Raw genomic sequence first — 17,786 nt, forward strand, 5'->3', positions numbered from 1 at the left:
TGCCTCACTGCGTACTTATCAGTACAACTGCCGCGGTGACCAGCATATTGATCAGGGTCAGCGGCAAGCAGACTTTCCAGCCAAACGACATCACCTGGTCAAAGCGCGGGCGAGGCAGGGAGGCCCGCAGCAGGATGAAGAACACCATGAAACAGGCGGTCTTCAGGGCAAACCAGATGAAGGGGGGCAGCCAAGGGCCGTGCCAGCCACCGAAGAAGAGGGTCACGATGAGCGAGGAGATCAGCACGATGCCGATATATTCGCCCACGAAGAAGAGACCCCACTTCATCCCCGCATACTCGATGTGATAGCCGTCGGCGAGCTCCTGCTCGGCTTCTGGTTGATCGAACGGGTGACGGTGGGTGACGGCGACACCGGCAAACAAGAAGGTGACAAAGCCCAGGATCTGGGGCACCACGTTCCACAAGTCTGCCTGTGCCTCGACGATATCCCGTAGGTTGAAGCTGCCGGTCTGGATGACGATGCCCATCAGCGACAAGCCCAGGAATACCTCGTAGGAGAGGGTCTGGGCCGAGGCGCGCAAGCTGCCGAGCAATGAGTATTTGTTGTTGCTCGACCAGCCGGCGAACAGCACCGCATAGACCGCCAACCCCGCGATGGCCAAGATGTAGAGCAGCCCCACATTGAGATCCGCCACGCCCCAGGTGGGGGTGATGGGCACCACCGCAAACGCCAGAATAAAGGCAGTGAAGGCGATGATGGGGGCCAGGATAAAGATCCGCCGATCAGCGAACGGCGGGATCCAGTCCTCCTTGAAGAACATCTTGATCATGTCGGCGGCCAGCTGGAGCAGACCAAACGGCCCCACCCGGTTGGGGCCGTAGCGATCCTGCCACAGGGCCAGCAGACGGCGCTCGATGAAGCTCATGAAGGCACCAGCCCCCACGATCCCCACCAGCACGATCAGTGCCTTGCCCACCTCCAGCAACAGATCGATCAGCGACTCGCTCATGCGATCACCTCCTGCAGGTTAGTGATTGAGGATTGTTGCAGGGCCGTCGGCAGGCCGTTCACCCCAAGGGGGAGCCCCACCAGACCGGCGCTCAGCTGCTCGCTAAGCCGCAGACGCAGTTGCCAGTGGCTACCGCCCCAGGAGAAGGAGACCTGACTGCCCCCGTGGAGAGCCAGACGCTGCGCATCAAGGGGATTGAGCACCAGCTCGGGTTCGTTCATCCGGGCCTGAATGAACGGGCTGCGAGCGGAGAGCTCCTCGCCGCCAAACAGCTGGGCATAATTGACCACTTGCAGCGCCTCTGCGGCCTTGAAGGGGGCGGGGATGGTGGTGAACCAGCCGAGCAGCTCCTTGCCTTCTGCCTGCGGGTCTGTTGCTTCCAGCAGACGGCGACCCGGATCGCCAGCACGCAGTTTGCCACCCACTTCATCCTGGAACTTGTTCCAGGCGGAGGGAGAGTTCCAGCCCGGTGCCCAGGCGAACGGTACTTGCGGCAGCGGCTGACGGGCTCCGGCATACCCTTCCATGGAGAAGTTGAAGGGGGAGTCGGGATCTTGCGCTACCCGCGGCTCGCTGACGTTCTGATCCGCCAGCATGGAGGTGCGACCACTGTAGCGGTGTGGCTCACGGGCTAGCCGCATGCCACGGATCCGCAAGCCTGCGTTGGGCGCCGCTTCCAGCATGGTAGCCAGCAGCGGATTGCTGGTGGCACAGTCATGGTTGACCTGGTCGAAGTTCTGCCAGCGCAGCGGCTTGCGTTCGATCGCCCCTTGCAGCGCCGCCAGCCAGCGCCACCCTTCACGCACCTGAATATCGGCGTTGTAAAAGGCGGGGGCATAGACCTGGAAGAAGCGCTGGGCGCGCCCTTCCATGTTCACCAGCGTGCCATCGGCTTCGGCAAAACTGGCCGCTGGCAGCACCAGATCAGCCTTGTTGGCGGTCGGGGTCGCCTGATGGTCGATGACCAGCAGGTGCTGCAGCCGTGCCAGCGCAGCATCCACCCGGTTGCGCGGCGCGCGGCGGTAGAGATCGTTCTCCAGGGTGACCAGCGCCAACCCCTCTTCTGACTCGATACGCGCAAGGGCGGCTTCGAGTGGCTTGTCTGACAAGGTTTGAGCGCCCAGCATGGCCAAACCCAGCGAGTTGGCCTCCTGGCCAACCAGCGCGATGCTGGCTTCCAGTCCTCGGCCTTTCAGGGCGCGGGCAATGTTGCTGGCCGCCTCAAGTAGCGCCACATCGCGGGCACTGGAGCCTGCAATGATGAGCGGCTTCTTGGCGTTGCCGAGCAGCTCGGCCCAGCGAGCTGCTTGTGCCTGCAGCTCGGGGCAGAGGTCGGCCACGGCCGGTGCACTCGGGTCGAGCAGGTTGGCGAGGGCAAAGCCAAGGCGCGCCTGATCGGCATAGGGGGAGTGCAGCGTGTCGGCCGCCACATCGTCAAGACGGGTGGTGTCGAGACTGGTGATGAGCAGCGGGTAGCGCTCGTTCTGACCCAGGGTCTGAACGGCGGCGACTTGCCACAGATCGACCTTCATCTTGCGGGCCAGCTCGCGAGCCTTGCCCTTGACCGACTGACGCAGCGCCAGCGCGATACGGGCGGCGCTCATAGTGACATCCTCGCCGAGCAGCAGAATGGCGTCGGCCTCTTCCATGTCCCGCAGGCTTGGGGTCGGCACGCCGCCCTGTTGCAGGATCTGCAGCATCTTCAGCTGACAAGCCCACTCGGCCTGCTCGACGCCAGCGTAGAAGTTGTCTGCCCCCACCAGCTCGCGCAGGGCAAAGTTGCTCTCCAGCGAGGCGCGGGGCGAGCCGATGCCGATGAGGCCACGGGCCGTGCGCAGGGCATCGGCGGCGCGGTTGAGGGCGCCATCGACTGTGATGGTCAGCTGGTCGTTGCCATCTTTGAGCAGCGGTTGGCGCGGGCGGTCCGCCAGATTGACGTAGCCATAGCCAAAGCGGCCACGGTCACAGAGGAAGTAGTGGTTGACGCTGCCGTGGAAGCGGTTTTCGATGCGGCGCAGCTCGCCATAACGCTCACCTGGGCTGATGTTGCAGCCCACGGAACATTGCTGGCAGATGCTGGGGGCAAACTGCATGTCCCACTTGCGGTTGTAACGCTCGGAGTGGGTCTTGTCGGTGAAGACGCCGGTGGGGCAGACCTCCACCAGGTTGCCGGAAAATTCGCTCTCCAGGGTGCCATCCTCGACCCGCCCGAAATAGACGTTGTCGTGGGCACCGTAGACCCCTAGATCCTCGCCACCGGCATAATCCTTGTAGTAACGGACGCAGCGGTAGCAGGCGATGCAGCGGTTCATCTCGTGACCGATGAAGGGGCCCAGCTCCTGATTCTGGTGGGTGCGTTTGGTGAAACGGTAGCGACGGCTGTTGTGGCCTGTCATCACCGTCATGTCCTGCAGGTGGCAGGCGCCGCCCTCTTCACACACCGGGCAGTCGTGGGGGTGGTTGGTCATCAGCCACTCCACCACGCTCTTGCGAAATTCTTTAGCCTCTTCATCCTCGATGGCGATGTAGCTGCCATCGGTGGCCGGGGTCATGCAGGACATGACCAGACGACCGCGTTTGTCATCGGCATTCTGATACTGTTTGACAGCACACTGGCGGCAGGCGCCAACGCTACCCAGCGCCGGATGCCAGCAGAAATAGGGGACGTCCAGACCCAGCGACAGACAGGCTTGCAGCAGGTTATCTGCTCCGTCTACCTCGTACTCTTTGCCGTCTACATAAATGGTTGCCATACAACTTCCCTGAAACCTGTTTTGTGAAATCTGTGGTGTCGTTACCAGCGCTCGCCCAGCAGATTGGGCTGGATCCCTTTGACCGGCTTGCGGTTATCACCGTTGCCTTTGATCCCGGCCTCGAATTCGGAGCGGAAATATTTGATGGCGCTGGCCAGCGGCTCGACGGCGCCCGGTGCGTGGGCGCAGAAGGTCTTGCCCGGGCCAAGGAAACCGCAGAGTTGTTCCAGAGTCGCCAGATCGCCGGATTGCCCTTCGCCACGCTCCAGTGCCCGCAGCAGCTTGACGCTCCAGGGCAGGCCGTCGCGGCAGGGCGTGCACCAGCCGCACGATTCGCGGGCGAAGAACTCCTCCATGTTGCGCAGCAGGGAGACCATGCTGATGGAGTCATCCACCGCCATGGCGAGGCCAGTCCCCATCCGGGTGCCGACCTTGCCGATACCGGCGGTATACATCTGGGCATCGAGGTGTTCCGGCAGCAGGAAGCCGGTGCCCGCGCCGCCCGGTTGCCAGGCTTTCAGGCGATAGCCGCTCTTCATGCCGCCGGCGTAATTTTCAAACAGCTCGCGGGCGGTGATGCCAAAAGGCAGCTCCCAGACGCCCGGGTTGTTCACCTTGCCAGAGAAGCCCATCAGCTTGGTGCCGTGATCTTCCGAGCCCGGCAGCGCCAGCCCGTGATACCAGGCGACCCCGTTGCCGATGATGGCGGGCACGTTGCAGAGGGTTTCGACGTTGTTGACGCAGGTGGGTTTGCCCCAGACGCCGGAGACGGCGGGGAAGGGGGGTTTGGCGCGCGGGTTGGCGCGGCGCCCTTCCAGCGAATTGATCAACGCCGTCTCTTCACCACAGATGTAGCGGCCGGCGCCGGTGTGGACGAACAGCTCGAAGTCAAAACCGGAGCCCAGAATGTTCTTGCCCAGTAGACCGGCGGCCTTGGCCTCTTCCACCGCACGGCGCAGGTGGATGGCAGCATCCACATACTCGCCGCGCAGGAAGATGTAGCCGCGATAGGCCTTGAGCGCCCGGGCACTGATGATCATCCCCTCGATCAGCAGATGGGGCAGTTGCTCCATCAGCAGGCGATCTTTCCAGGTGTTGGGTTCCATCTCGTCGGCGTTGCAGAGCAGGTAACGGATGTTCATGCTCTCGTCTTTGGGCATCAGCCCCCACTTCACACCAGTGGGGAAGCCCGCGCCGCCACGCCCCTTGAGACCGGCATCCTTGACGGTACTGACAATCTCGTCCGGGCTCATCTGGCCGAGCGCCTTGCGGGCGGCGTCATACCCCTGTTTGGCCTGATACTCCTCCAGCCACACCGGCTGGCCGTCATCCCGCAGCCGCCAGGTGAGCGGGTGGGTCTCGGCGGTGCGGGCCGTGCGGTTGGCGGTGCCAAGAGAGGCGAGGATTTTGTTCTGCGGCAGGCTCATGGGTAAGCCTCCAGGGTTTTCAGCAAGGTCACCGGATCGAGGCCGCCATAGGTATCGTCATCGATCATGATGGCTGGCCCCTTGTCGCAGTTGCCAAGGCAGCAGACCGGCAGCAGGGTGAAGCGGCCATCCGGGGTGGTTTGACCGGGGCCGAGGTTCATCACCTCCTTGAGACCGGCCAGCAGATCTTCATGGCCATTGATGTAGCAGACCATGCTGTCGCAGACGCGGATGATGTGACGCCCTACTGGCTGGCGGAAGATCTGGCTATAGAAGGTGGCGACCCCCTCCACGTCGCTGGCGGGAATGCCGAGCTCGGCCGCGATGGCGTGAATGGCGCCGTCGGGTACCCAGCCTCTGGCCTGCTGCACGATCTTGAGCGCTTCGATGCTGGCGGCGCGGGGATCTTCGTAGTGGTGTTTCTCGTGTTCGATGGCATCGCGTTCAGCCTGGCTCAGAACGAAGTCGTCCTGTTTGCTGCTGCATGCCCCTTGCCCCTGTGGGGTCTGATTATTGTGACACTGACATTGCTGGCTCATGACTTGACCTTTGGTGGCTTGTCCTTTTACTGCTCGTCCGGCGATCCCGATTCCCGGCCATGGCCGGGAGGGCGGATCACTTAACGGTCCACATCCGACATAACAAAATCGATACTGCCCAGATAGACGATGAGGTCCGACACCATGCTGCCTTTGATCACCGAGGGGATCTGCTGCAGGTGAGCAAAGCTCGGGGTGCGGATCCGGGTCCGGTAGCTCATGGTGGAGCCATCGCTGGTCAGGTAGTAACTGTTGACGCCCTTGGTCGCCTCAATCATCTGGAACGACTCGGCAGCGGGCATCACCGGGCCCCACGACACTTGCAGGAAGTGGTTGATCAGGGTCTCGATGTGCTGCAGGGTGCGCTCTTTGGGCGGCGGGGTGGTGAGGGGGTGATCCGCCTTGAAGGGGCCCTCCGGCATGTTCTTCATGCACTGCTCGATGATCGACATGCTCTGGCGGATCTCCTCGATCCGCACGGTGGCTCTGTCGTAGGCATCGCCATTGCTGCCGACCGGCACTTCAAAGTCGAACTGATCGTAACCGGAGTAGGGGCGCCACTTGCGTATGTCGAAGTTGAGGCCGGTGGCGCGCAATCCGGCCCCCGTGGTGCCCCAGGACAACGCCTGCTCGGTGGTGTAGGCAGAGACGCCTATGGTTCGACCGCGAAGAATGCTGTTGCGCATCGCCGCTTTTTCGTAATCCATCAGACGTTTGGGCAGCCAGCTCAGCAGGTTGTCCTGCACCAGCCGTTGCCATCCCTTCGGCAGGTCGTGGGCAACACCGCCAATACGGAACCAGGCCGGATGCATGCGGGCACCGGTGATCGCTTCGATGATGGTGTAGATCTTCTGCCGATCGGTGAAGGTGAAGAAGACCGGGGTCATGGCCCCCACGTCCTGGATATAGGTCCCGAGGAACAAGAGGTGGCTCTGGATGCGGAACAGCTCCGCCATCATCACCCGGATCATGTCGACCCGCTGCGGCACCTTGATGCCGGCCAGCTTCTCGACCGCCAGCACATAGGGGAGGTTGTTCATCACCCCGCCCAGATACTCGACCCGGTCGGTATAGGGGATGTAGCTGTGCCAGGACTGGCGCTCGCCCATCTTCTCGGCACCGCGATGGTGGTAGCCGATGTCGGGCACGCAGTTGCGGATCTCTTCGCCATCGAGCTGCAACACCAACCGGAAAGCACCGTGGGCAGAGGGGTGGTTGGGGCCGAGGTTCAAGAACATGTAGTCCTCGTTCTCGTTGCCGCGGGCCAGACCCCACTCTTCCGGTTTAAACAGCAGGTTCTCCTGCTCCATGTCCTGCTTGGCAGCATCGAGCATGAAGGGATCAAATTCGGTGGCGCGCGCCGGGTAATCCTTGCGCAGCGGGTGACCCTGCCAGCTCTTGGGCATCATGATACGGGTCAGATGGGGGTGGCCATCGAAGGTGATACCCAGCAGATCCCACACTTCCCGTTCATACCAGTTGGCATTGGGGAAGTGGCCGGTGACGGTCGGCAGGTGCAGATCGCTTTCGTCAAGCGGCACCTTCAGCATCACATCGGCGTTACGGTCGATGGAGATGAGGTGATAGAAAACGGTGAAGTCGCTCTGGGGCAGACCGTCGCGGTGGGTGCGTAGCCGTTCGTCAGTCGCACTCAGATCGAAGAGCATCACGAACGGGGAGGGCACCTTGCGCAAAAAGCTCATCACATCGAGCAGCAGCTCCCGGGCAAGCCAGACGACAGGCACGCCGGTACGGGTAGTCTGCACGGTGAAATGCTGCGCCCCGAAATGGGCGAACAGTTCGCCAATGACCTTGGCATCCTTATGATCGGTGGGTTGCCACTGGGCCATTGCATAATTGCTAGGAAAATCGCGAGTCAGTTTCATGGTCAGATCTCATCCGGCGTGCGCAGGTTGGTCACATCAATCCGCTCGCCGCGCTTGCGCTCTTTTTCGGCCTGCATCTGGGGACGGTAGATCCCCTGATCGCCCACTACCCAGGAGAGGGGGCGGCGCTCTTTGCCGATAGAGTCTTGCAGCAGCATCAGGGCTTGCAAAAAGGCTTCGGGACGGGGCGGGCAACCCGGGATGTAAACATCGACCGGCAGGAACTTGTCGACGCCCTGAACCACTGAGTAGATGTCGTACATACCACCCGAGTTGGCACAGGCACCCATCGAGATCACCCATTTGGGCTCGAGCAACTGCTCATAGAGACGCTGGATGACGGGGGCCATCTTGATGAACGGAGTTCCGGCAATCACCATGAAATCGGCCTGACGGGGAGAGGCTCGGATAACTTCGGCCCCGAAGCGGGCCACATCGTGGGGTGAGGTGAAAGCGGTACACATCTCCACGTAGCAGCAGGAGATACCGAAGTTGTAAGGCCAGAGGGAGTTTTTGCGGCCCCAGTTGACTGTGTCTTGCAGCACCTCCTCGAGACGGCCCATCATGATGCCGCGCGTCGCTTCTTGCGCCAGTGGGTCATCGACGGTCTGGCGCTGCTCCTGGGGGTAGCGCTCAACTGGTGCATCCGGGTCAATCCGGGTCAGGGTGTACTTCATGGTGCAACCTCAAGGAAAGGGTCTGTGGTTCAATCACTGTTTTTGTTGTTCAGCTGCGGTTTGCGCGGTGACCAGTCCAGTGCGCCGATGCGCCAGAGGTAGATCAGGCCGATAAGCAGCAGTCCGATGAAAATGGTGGCTTCAATAAAGCCGACCCAGCCGCTCTCCCGCACGGAGACAGACCAGGCAAACAGGTAGAGCGCCTCGACGTCGAAGATGACGAAGAACATGGCGACCAGATAGAACTTGGCGGAAAAACGCAGGCGGGCACTGCCGACCGAGTCGACACCAGATTCAAATGGCTTGTTCTTGGTGCGGCCGTAGGCACGACCTCCCAGCAGGGCGGCGAGGCCTATCATCACCAGACAGATGGTGATGGCACCGATGACATAAATGGCAAAAGCCCAATGTTGAGCAGAAATATCAGCAAACATAGAGGTTTTTCCTAACCAAATTAATCAAGCGACTTAACAATAATGTTACGCATTATGACACTTTCGCACTGATTTACATGTCATTTTTACGGGTTAATTATTAATCGGTTAACCGGTAATTAAATTTTGTTAAGAAGCGCACTTTTTTGTTGGTTATGGCGGGCGAGAAAGGCCTGGAAAGCGCAGAGAGCTGCTCCTCGTCATCACCTGAAAGGGGTAAATGCCGCGGGCGAAGCCGGATCAGGTCGGTATCGCGGGCAGGGGGCACAGGCGGGAGAAGAGCGTGATGGCGGGTTAGGTAGGGGGCGGCAAGAGCAATAAAAAGAGAGGCTTTCAAGCCTCTCCTGTCATAGCGTTCCGGTGTCGAGCGTGGGGCGGTCAGGGTTTATTGGCGACCAGCAAGACCTGGTCTGGGTAGGCGCCAATGGCGCGAAGACCGATATCTCCCGAGGTGATATCCAGATACGCCCGCTGACCATTGGCGGAGGTCACCGTGCTGCTCATCAGATAGACATAGCCCTCATTGACCTCTTTACCGCCCCCCGCCATGGCGCGCGGGAAAATGGCTTCATTGAGAGAGGGCTGGTAGCAGGCATGCTCGACCAGGGTTGCCAGCTCCTTGATGTCGGGCAGGCGCCACTGGCTGATACCGCCGAAGTGATAGAGTGCATGGCTGCTGTCACTGCGGATCCGCTCCGCCACTTGCAGCCCCTGCTGCCAGTAGTAAACGGTCGGTTCACCCAGGCAACTGCTGCCACTCCATGTCTGCCCCAGTTTGCATCGCATCCAGGTGAGGCCGGTGTGTTGATCCGTGACGGTGCCGTTGCCATGGTCAAGAAAACGGGCAGAGGGGGCGGTGCGATCCATGGTGTCATCACAAATGGCAGCACCGTGGGCCAGGGGGGCCATCAGTACCATCATGGCGAACGAAAAGCGATAAAGGCTCATGATATTCCTCGGATTATTGGGGAGTAGCGACCAGTCGTACTTGCATCAGCTCGATATATTCATCTTGCTGCACTCGCGCGGGATAGGTGGTGCCCGCATCTTCTCCCAAGAGCAGGACTGTGCGTTTGCTGATGGGGCCACCGGAGAAGCGCTGGGCGGTGTTGCTGGTGGCGCTCCAGTAGTAGCCATGGTAGGTGTCATCTTCCGAGGAGGCGATATCCGGGAAGTAACGGGTATCCACGATGATGCGCTGACCCAGCGGGTCCTTGGCCAGGCTACCGTAGTGCATCAGTGACATCAGCTCACCCATGGTGGGCAGCCGCCACTGGCTGATGCCGCAGCGCTGCTCGCCATTGAGCCACTGCTGATACGCGCGGGTGGTCAGCATGGTGGTCAGCGCCTGTGCCCGGGCGAGGGCCGCCAGATCTCCTTCGGCGGTGAGCTGTTCGATCCTCTTATGAATATGCTGGTAGGCCTCTTGCTGCTCGCCTGCGGTCGCCTTGAACTGCTCATCCTCATAGGCAAAGGGTCTGCTTTTCCAGTCAGGACTCAAGGGATCATCCGATTTGACCTCCCACACCAGACCGGTATTGAGATCCTTGACGCACTGCCAGCTCGGCGCGTTGTCGGGGAGCACCTGACCGCGATCATCGAGCTTGCGATAGGCAAGTTGGGGACGAGTGCGATTCCAGCTGGCATCTTGTCCCGGATAGTCGGCGGGTTCCTGTTCCAGCAGCGGGTCGTTGCCATCGCTAAAGGTGGTGACGCCGGTGACGGTCAGCAGGTTGCGTGGCTGCTGCTGCACCAGCAGGGCCAGCAGCTCTCTTTGGGTCTCTTCAGCAAACTGGCCGTTGCGTTGCCACTCCTGAGCCAATTGCGCCAGCATCAGGCTGATGGCGCGATAGCTGGTGGTGAGCAACTGGGTCTCCTTGGCGTTGGCAAGTCGTGCGCGGGCCTGTTGCTGCAAGCTGATCGCCACCTGCTGCAGCGCCTGATCAAACTGGCCGAGGCCCGCGAGGGCGGCGCGGTCGCTGCCCGGTTGCAGCGGGGCGAGATCGGCCAGCAGCAGTGACAGAGCGCGATCGGCGGCCACCCCTTCGGCAATGCGGCTCTGCCACAGGGTACTGAGCAGGGTTGGTTGCAGCCGTTGTGGATCCCCTTTGGCGGCCGGATGCGCCAGCAGCAGGCCTCCGCTCCTCGGTACGAACAGCAGGGGCGAGTTGACGATGTTGGCCGAACGGCTGACCAGGGCCACCGCTCCTTCGCCGCTGACGGCAGGGTCGGTAGGATCACATTGCCAGTTCTGATCCAGATCGGCGCACAGGGTACCTGCGGTTGGCAGGGCGACATCGACCCGGTAGTCCGGGATCGCCAGTGGTGCGTTATCTTCCCCGCCGCCACAGGCGCTGAGCAGGGCTGAGAGGGTTGCAATAACCAGTACGGATGGTTTCACTTCACATTCCTTGATTCGGTCACAGGTTCACGGGGGCGGTAACCCCCGTGGTACAGGATTCAACGGCGCGGGGTGCTCCGGCGCCAGAGGCGGGGGCAGAGGGCCAGCAACAGCAGCAGGGGGGAAGCCGTGCCGCCACCCCCTTCATCCTGCTCAAGGGGAATGATGCCGGTGTTGGGCAGGGCTTCATCCTTGTCGCAGCGGGCGCCGACTTGCTGGGCGACCCGCCAGTTGCGCAACTGACCGGTGTCACCGGCGCTGGTGTCGTTGATCTCCAGCAGCCAGCGGCCAGCGAGCGGTTCGCCGTGCAGCTTATCGAGTGATTCGAACGGTACCAGTTCACGGGGGAACTCCCCCTTGAGCCGGGTATGGCTGGCATAACCCTTGTTCCACAGGCTGATCCGGGTGCCGTAAGGGGAGGTGAGCCAGATCTCCAGCTGCTCCAGCTTGCTGTGCTCCAGATCGAGGGCGACCACGAATCCGCTGTCGATGCGGGCCTTGCTCTCGGGCAAGGTGAGGGTGAAGCGGGACAGGCCGTGCCGTTCATCGCTCACCGCATCCTTGATCTGGCCACCCTGGCCGATGGCCCGCTGCCAGAGCGGTTCACCGATCGGCAGTTGCAGGTCAAGGCGGGTCTGGCGCTCGGTGGGGCTGGGCAGGGTGAGCTGGAACTGCAGCGGCAAGGTGACTGCCTCGCCACAGGTCAGGTTGCTCGCTGCTTCCAGCGGCAGGGTCCAGCGGGCGGTGCCATCGGCGTTGAGCTCTCCTTGCCAGTGACCGTCACCCATGAGCCCCTTGCTCGGGAGCAGGCTGGCGTCAGCCACGGTCAGGGGGCGGCCGCTCTGGTTGGTCAATTCGATGGCGAGGCTCTTTTTCTCCCCGGGCAACAGGTAGCTGTCATCGGCAAGGCGGGCCGCGATGGGCGTGGGCAGCAGGGCGTGATGGCGGAAGGCCTGCTCCAGCAGCTTGCCATAGCTGCGATCCGGATAGAGGCGGTTGGCGGTATCCACGGTGACCCGCGCCAGCTGGGGCATCCGCACCTGCGGGCCGAGGCCGAAGTGGGATTCAATCAGCAGGGTATCGAACTCGTCACGGGCTACCTCGCCATACTGTTCAACGGCCTGGCGCAGCGCGGTGAAGAGCGGGGTGCCCCACAGCTGGTCGCCGTTGCTGCCGTTGATGGTGAGGTGAGCCGGATAGAGGAAGCCCGGATGATAGCGCGCCCGCAGATCATCGAGCTGACGGGGCGTCCGGCCGCTGATCCTGGCATCCCAGTTGAAGACCATGAAAGGCTCGAATTGGCGAGCCTCTGGACTACGCTGGCGCCAGCTGGCGGCCAGATAGTCGCTAAAGCCCTCGCCGATGGCGCCCCAGTCACCCTCTTCTCCCATGTCGGGCAGGATATGGTGCTGCACCGCATGGCCAAACTCGTGCCAGATCACCATGGGATCTTCCGCATCGGGTACCCCTATCCGGCCAATTTCCAACCGACGCAGGAAGGGGTCATAGAGGGAGTTGTCCTGCTCCCCGGCATCGGTATCGATGGCCAGGGGGCCGCCCATCAGCGTTGGGTAGCCAAGGGATTCCACATGGCGCTGGGCCAGATCCAGATGGTAGTAGCCATTGATATCGAGGAAGGCGGGCTGCTGGTGATCCAGCTGGAAGCCATCGGCATCAGGGCTGCTAAAGGGGGCAGTTTCCGGCGCTGTGCCATCCACGACCCGGGCGCGTGGGCCACTCAGCTGGTAGGTGTCATCCACCTTTTGTACCGTGAGCGGGACGGTGCGATAGGCCCCGTTGTCCAGCACCAGATCGTGGCGCCATAGCAAATTGCCATCTTGCAGCTGGGTGCGTGGGTCGAGGGCAAAGATGCGGGCCTGCACCGTGGCCGCTTCCCCTGCCAGCGGGGCCGCTTCGGCACGGGTGCTGGCCTCTTGCAGCGTGCGCCCCAGCAGGGCGCTGCCATCGCAGGTGACAAACAGTTGCCAGTGGCTGCTTTTGCTGTTGCCCGGCTGGCTTTCCACCGCCAGCAGGCGCCAGGCCGCAGTCAGTGTGTCGCCATCCTGCCAGTACCAGGGCTGGGCTTCGTCACTGCCAGCGAATTTCCACACAGTACCATCCAGCGTGGCGGTATAGGCATCCACCCCGGCGCGGCTTGCTTCATCACATGGAGCCGCCTGTGCCTGCATCAGCCGGGTATTGTGATAAAGGCGCCACGGGCGACCCTGCTCATCGAGACTGACGGCGGCCATCAGGCCGGCGATCGGTGCGCCATTGAGCTGCTGGCGATAATGCAGATAGTGGCCCAGCTTGCCTTGGCGCTGATAGGCCGGGGCATCACTCAAGGTGACGCCGAGCTGCTGTTCGAGCCAGAGGCGGGTATCGGCCGGGGCGTCCTGTTCGACAAAACGCAGTTCGGCGGCCTGAGTGGAAAAGCCAGCCAGCCCCAGCAAGAGGGCGGGCAACAGGGGTTTCATAGTGGTACTCCCAATCAGCGGCGGGGTCATTGGTTGATCCCCGCCAGATGCAACAAGAAGGCAAATTCACGAGCCCGATCGCCACCACCGGCGCGGTGGCCCCCCTCCAGTTCGGTCAGCAGCAGGTAGGGGCCGGAGCCCGTGCTGTGCTGCCGCAGGCGGGCCAGCCACTTGACCGGCTCCCAGTAGGGGACCTGGCTATCGTGCAGAGCGGTAGTGACCAGCAGGGGCGGGTAGGGGGCGCGCTGCAGGTTGTCGTAGGGGCTGATGCGACGCATCGCCTGATACTCTGCGGGCTTGGCCGGGTTGCCCCACTCCTGATACTCCTGACGGGTCAAGGGGAGGGCAGGATCGCTCATGGTGCCGAGCATATCGACGAAGGGAACCTGCAACACGGCGCCGCTAAAGAGTGTCGGTTGCTGGTTGAGGGCCGCAGCAACCAGCGTGCCCCCCGCGCTGCCCCCCATGGCAAACAGGGGCAGAGGGGCTGAGTCGGGTGACCAGTGGCGCAGGGTGTTGCCGGCAGCGATAAAGTCGCTGATACCGTTCTGCTTGTGGATGCCCCGCCCGTCGCGGGTCCACTGCTCCCCCAGCATGCCGCCGCCGCGCACATGGGCGATGGCGTAGACAAAGCCCCGATCCAGCAGGCTCAACAGCTCTTTCTGGTAGTAGGGGCGCATCGGCGTGCCATAGGCGCCATAGCCATAGAGCAGTACAGCGCGAGGGGCCAGATCTTTGCGCCACACCAGCGAGACAGGCACCCGGGTGCCATCGGCAGAGGTGATCCAGCGCCGCTCGCTCTGATAGGGCAATGCTTTATTGCCTGCGGTGTGCCGGTCGTTGATCCACTGGCCGCTGTTCAAATCCAGCCAGCGTTGGCCGGGGGGCTGGCTCAAGCCCTGACTGCGCACCAGAATACGGTCGCTGGCCGGGTCATGTTCTCCTTGTAGCCAGCCGGTTCCGGCGCCACTGGCCAGCGGCAGGCGCTGGCGTTCATGGCCGTTGCGATCGAGCAGGGCGAGCCAATCCTCCCCCTGCTGGCGAAACTGCACCACCAGATGGCGATCAAACAGTCGCCACTTTTCGGGATCGCCGAGATCCTCCCCTTTGGCGGGCCACAGGCGCTGCCACTCACCGAGCGGCGTGCTGGCTGAATAGAGGGCAAACGCCCCCTCCCGGTTGCTCTTGATCACCCAGCCGGATTGGCTGTCCAGATAGTATTCCACCCCGCGCTGGCGGGGTTTGACCTGCTGCGGCTTGCCCGAGTCGAGCAGGTACTGCTCCGAGCTATCGTGGTTGTTGCCCAGCAACACCAGATGCTGGCCATCCGTGGTGCGATAGAGGCTGAGCAGCCAGGCGGGATCCTGCTCCTCATAGAGAGTCTGCTCCTGGCCATCCTGCCAGCCGCGCAACTGCCAGGGGCGCAGGGTGTAACGCTCGTTGGCGATGGTGTAAAGGGTGCGACCATCTTGTGACCAGGCGAGACCAGCGCTGCGCTGCGCCAAACTGGCCAGCGCCTTGCCGCTTTGGAGATCGAGCAGGGTGACCTGATAGTCGAGATCGCCGCGCCTGTCTTCGGCGATGGCCAGCGTGCGGTTATCCGGGCTCAGTGCCCAGCCGCCCGCTTCGTAATAGGCCTCACCCGCTCTGGCGGGAAGCCGTTGCTGCACCTTGCCACCGTGGCGTTGCCAGAGTGAGCCATCCGGGCGCAGCTGCCATGCCTGATCGCCGCGGACAAGCCAGTTCTCTGGCACGGGTTCCCCCGCCGGATGACGGGCAAACTCGGCGCGCAGGGTGGCTTCCAGTGGCTGCTGCGCGGCGAGCTGCTGCTCGCTCCAGCGATTTTGCTGCTTGAGCAGGGCGAGAATGGCCGGGTTGCTGCGGCTCTCGTCCCGCAACCAGAAGTAGGGATCCTGGCGTACGGGACTGCCTGAAATCAGGTGTGGCTGGGACGGGATCGGGGGTGGCAGGGCCTCTTGCGCCCACGCCAACGGGACGGCCAACAGGGCCGCCATGATTGCATGATGTTTCATCACATCCCCACGAAACGGTAGCTGAGGCTGGCTGACAGGTAGCGGCCGCTCTGGCTGTAGAGGGAGGTGTCGCTGCCAGCCGGGAGTCCGGCCACATCCTGATAGCGGACGTAGCGGGTATCGAGCAGGTTGCCGATGGTGGCATTGACCTTGAGCGCCTCGGTGATCTGCCAGTCGCCGGTGAGATCCAGACTGAACCAGCCTGCGCTGCTCTGGCAGGCACCGTTGTAGCCAGTCTGCGCATTGGCGCACTGGGGCACCTTGGTCATGGCGGCGGCATAGTTGCCACTGAGCTCAACCCCCCAGTCGAGCTGTTGCCAGCGCAGGGTGGTGTTGCCTTCCAGCGGTGTCTGGGTGCGCAGCGGCTCACCGCGGTGATCCTTGCCATCCATCCATGCCAGATTGGTCGAAAGCTCCCACTCGTCGCTCAGCCAGAGGCTGGCGGCCAGCTCGGCGCCCCAGGTTTCTGCTTTGGCGACGTTGCGATACTGGCGCAGGAAGACACCGTCATCGAGGCGAAAACCGGTCTGGCGCCAGTCGATGAAGTTGTAGTAGCGGTTGTAGAAAACGGCCGGTTTGACGCTCCAGTTGTCGCTTTGGCCATTCACTCCCCACTCCAGACTGTGGCTGGTCTCCTCCTTGAGGTTGGGGTTGGCAATGATCTCGAATGGCGGCATGGCAAAGTAGTGGGGAATGTTGCCGTAAACCTGATCGTAAGCGGGGGCGCGGAAGCCGTTGGCATAGCTGAGCCAGCTGCGCCATGTTTCGTTGAAGCGGTAACTGGCCGCCACACTGGGGGAGATGTGGTCGCTGTGGTTCTCGGCCAGATTGCTGTCCGGTGCGCGCAGGCGCTGGCGGTCAAAGCGCAGGGTCGGGGTAAACTGCCAGCTGCCCAGATCGATCACATCGCTCAGCCAGATGCCATCGCGGCGGGTCTCTGCCTTGCTGAAGGGGGCTTTCTGTCCCTGGGTGGTGATGCCATCTTCCAGGGTCAGATTGCTGACCGGCCGCTCGTGGTTGGCCTGCTCCAGCTCCACACCGTAGCTGAAGGTGTGATCCAGCGAGCCGGTGCTCAGCTTGCTCTGCAACTCCAGCTCGCTGCCAAGGCGCAGCTCCTCGAACGTGGAGAGGGTGCGCTGGCTGCGATATCTGGGATAACCGCTCAGGGCATCGTTGCGCAGCAACTGGCGCTGGTTGGCTTCGTTGCGGGACTGATTGCCAAACAGGCTCCAGTTGAGGGTATCGACCATGCCCAGATCGCTGGCTTCCCAGCTGAACTTGCCGCCCTGGGTGCGCTGATCGCCATCTTCCTGAAAACCGACCACGTCCCAGCTGCCATCGGGTTGGGGCACCGCTTTGGGCCCCATCTGGCGTTTGGCGTGATCCTCGTAGTAGTCCAGCTCCAGCCGCAGAGCGTGATGGGCATTGAGGGGGAGGCGGCTGTTGGTGGAGGCACTCATGCCATCCAAATCAGCCGGAATGCGGTTCTCTTCAAAGTTGGCGGTTTCGTTGCCACGCCAGCCGGAGAGGCGTAACAGATGTTCGCTCTCCAGTGCCCGCACCGCGCCGGTCATGCTGAGCTTCTTCTTGTTGCTGTCGCCACCGTAGAGGGTTTTGGCCGCCACATAGCTATCTTGTTGTTGCAGATAATCTTCCGGCTGCTTGGTATTCATCACCACGGTGCCGCCGATGGCATCGGAGCCATGCAAGGAGGAGCCGGCCCCCTTGGCCACCTCAATCTGCTTGATGTCATCAAGGTCGAAGTTGAAGCGACCTACCTTGTCATTGATGTTGTCGGCGCCAAAGCCGTCGCTGACGCGCACTCCATCCTTGATCAGCAGGATACGGTTGCCACCGATGCCGCGCACGCTGATGTTTTGCGGTCGCCCGGCAGAGCCGGTGACCGAGACTCCGGGGATCTTGCGAAACACATGAGTCAGCTCGCTGGCGACCTGACGGTCCAGCTCTTCCTGGGTGATGACGGTGATGGAGCCGGAAACATCGGAGAGTTTCTGTTGTACCCGTTGCCCGGTGACAATGATGGTGTCGTCGCTGCGCGCCTTCTCCACAGGGGGAAGATCGGCCGCGCCAGCGGAGGCACACAGGAGTGCCGGCCATGCCTGAAGCAGTTTGTTCATAATGATAATTGTTTTTATTTAAGCCTGAGGGGCGGCATTATTGCAGAG

General features: G+C 62.2%; 13 protein-coding genes. All 13 read right to left on the minus strand.

Annotation, left to right across the window (positions count from 1 at the left end):
• Positions 1 to 4: 4 nt before the first annotated feature.
• On the minus strand, positions 5 to 973 hold the full coding sequence (nuoH, locus tag G5380_RS00690; RefSeq protein ID WP_005337244.1) for an NADH-quinone oxidoreductase subunit NuoH: 969 nt from the start codon (positions 971 to 973) through the stop codon (positions 5 to 7).
• A complete protein-coding gene (gene nuoG, locus G5380_RS00695; RefSeq protein ID WP_421352198.1) occupies positions 970 to 3,726 on the minus strand; it encodes an NADH-quinone oxidoreductase subunit NuoG in 2,757 nt (918 codons plus the stop codon). Before nuoG ends, nuoH begins: the two co-directional genes overlap by 4 nt.
• Positions 3,727 to 3,767: 41 nt before the next feature.
• Complete coding sequence (nuoF, locus tag G5380_RS00700; protein WP_421352199.1) at positions 3,768 to 5,153, minus strand: NADH-quinone oxidoreductase subunit NuoF; 1,386 nt, start codon at positions 5,151 to 5,153, stop codon at positions 3,768 to 3,770.
• Positions 5,150 to 5,692 (minus strand): NADH-quinone oxidoreductase subunit NuoE, encoded by a 543-nt coding sequence (gene nuoE / locus G5380_RS00705; RefSeq protein WP_005337236.1) that lies wholly within the window; start codon positions 5,690 to 5,692, stop codon positions 5,150 to 5,152. Before nuoE ends, nuoF begins: the two co-directional genes overlap by 4 nt.
• An 80-nt stretch (positions 5,693 to 5,772) precedes the next feature.
• The gene (gene nuoC / locus G5380_RS00710) at positions 5,773 to 7,578 is read right to left on the minus strand and encodes an NADH-quinone oxidoreductase subunit C/D (protein WP_421352200.1); all 1,806 of its coding nucleotides are present in this window, start codon (positions 7,576 to 7,578) and stop codon (positions 5,773 to 5,775) included.
• 2 nt (positions 7,579 to 7,580) lie between these two features.
• Positions 7,581 to 8,255 carry a NuoB/complex I 20 kDa subunit family protein gene (locus tag G5380_RS00715; RefSeq protein ID WP_421352201.1) on the minus strand — a complete coding sequence of 225 codons (675 nt, stop codon included), beginning with the start codon at positions 8,253 to 8,255 and terminating at the stop codon, positions 7,581 to 7,583.
• A gap of 29 nt (positions 8,256 to 8,284) precedes the next feature.
• On the minus strand, positions 8,285 to 8,689 hold the full coding sequence (locus G5380_RS00720; RefSeq protein ID WP_005344919.1) for an NADH-quinone oxidoreductase subunit A: 405 nt from the start codon (positions 8,687 to 8,689) through the stop codon (positions 8,285 to 8,287).
• Between the two features lie 100 nt (positions 8,690 to 8,789).
• Complete coding sequence (locus tag G5380_RS00725; RefSeq protein WP_421352202.1) at positions 8,790 to 9,026, minus strand: hypothetical protein; 237 nt, start codon at positions 9,024 to 9,026, stop codon at positions 8,790 to 8,792.
• A gap of 41 nt (positions 9,027 to 9,067) precedes the next feature.
• Positions 9,068 to 9,637, minus strand: a complete 570-nt coding sequence (locus G5380_RS00730) for a DUF1566 domain-containing protein (RefSeq protein WP_371167837.1) — start codon at positions 9,635 to 9,637, stop codon at positions 9,068 to 9,070.
• Between the two features lie 13 nt (positions 9,638 to 9,650).
• Positions 9,651 to 11,090 carry a DUF1566 domain-containing protein gene (locus tag G5380_RS00735; protein ID WP_421352203.1) on the minus strand — a complete coding sequence of 480 codons (1,440 nt, stop codon included), beginning with the start codon at positions 11,088 to 11,090 and terminating at the stop codon, positions 9,651 to 9,653.
• A gap of 59 nt (positions 11,091 to 11,149) precedes the next feature.
• Positions 11,150 to 13,597 carry a proprotein convertase P-domain-containing protein gene (locus G5380_RS00740; protein ID WP_421352204.1) on the minus strand — a complete coding sequence of 816 codons (2,448 nt, stop codon included), beginning with the start codon at positions 13,595 to 13,597 and terminating at the stop codon, positions 11,150 to 11,152.
• Positions 13,594 to 15,600, minus strand: a complete 2,007-nt coding sequence (locus G5380_RS00745; RefSeq protein ID WP_421352205.1) for a prolyl oligopeptidase family serine peptidase — start codon at positions 15,598 to 15,600, stop codon at positions 13,594 to 13,596. The genes G5380_RS00740 and G5380_RS00745 overlap by 4 nt, the downstream gene beginning before the upstream one ends.
• The gene (locus G5380_RS00750) at positions 15,600 to 17,738 is read right to left on the minus strand and encodes a TonB-dependent hemoglobin/transferrin/lactoferrin family receptor (protein ID WP_421352206.1); all 2,139 of its coding nucleotides are present in this window, start codon (positions 17,736 to 17,738) and stop codon (positions 15,600 to 15,602) included. Before G5380_RS00750 ends, G5380_RS00745 begins: the two co-directional genes overlap by 1 nt.
• Positions 17,739 to 17,786 lie beyond the last annotated feature (48 nt).

The sequence above is a fragment of the Aeromonas sp. 604443 genome, from assembly GCF_049170315.1.
Taxonomy (GTDB): domain Bacteria; phylum Pseudomonadota; class Gammaproteobacteria; order Enterobacterales; family Aeromonadaceae; genus Aeromonas; species Aeromonas veronii_A.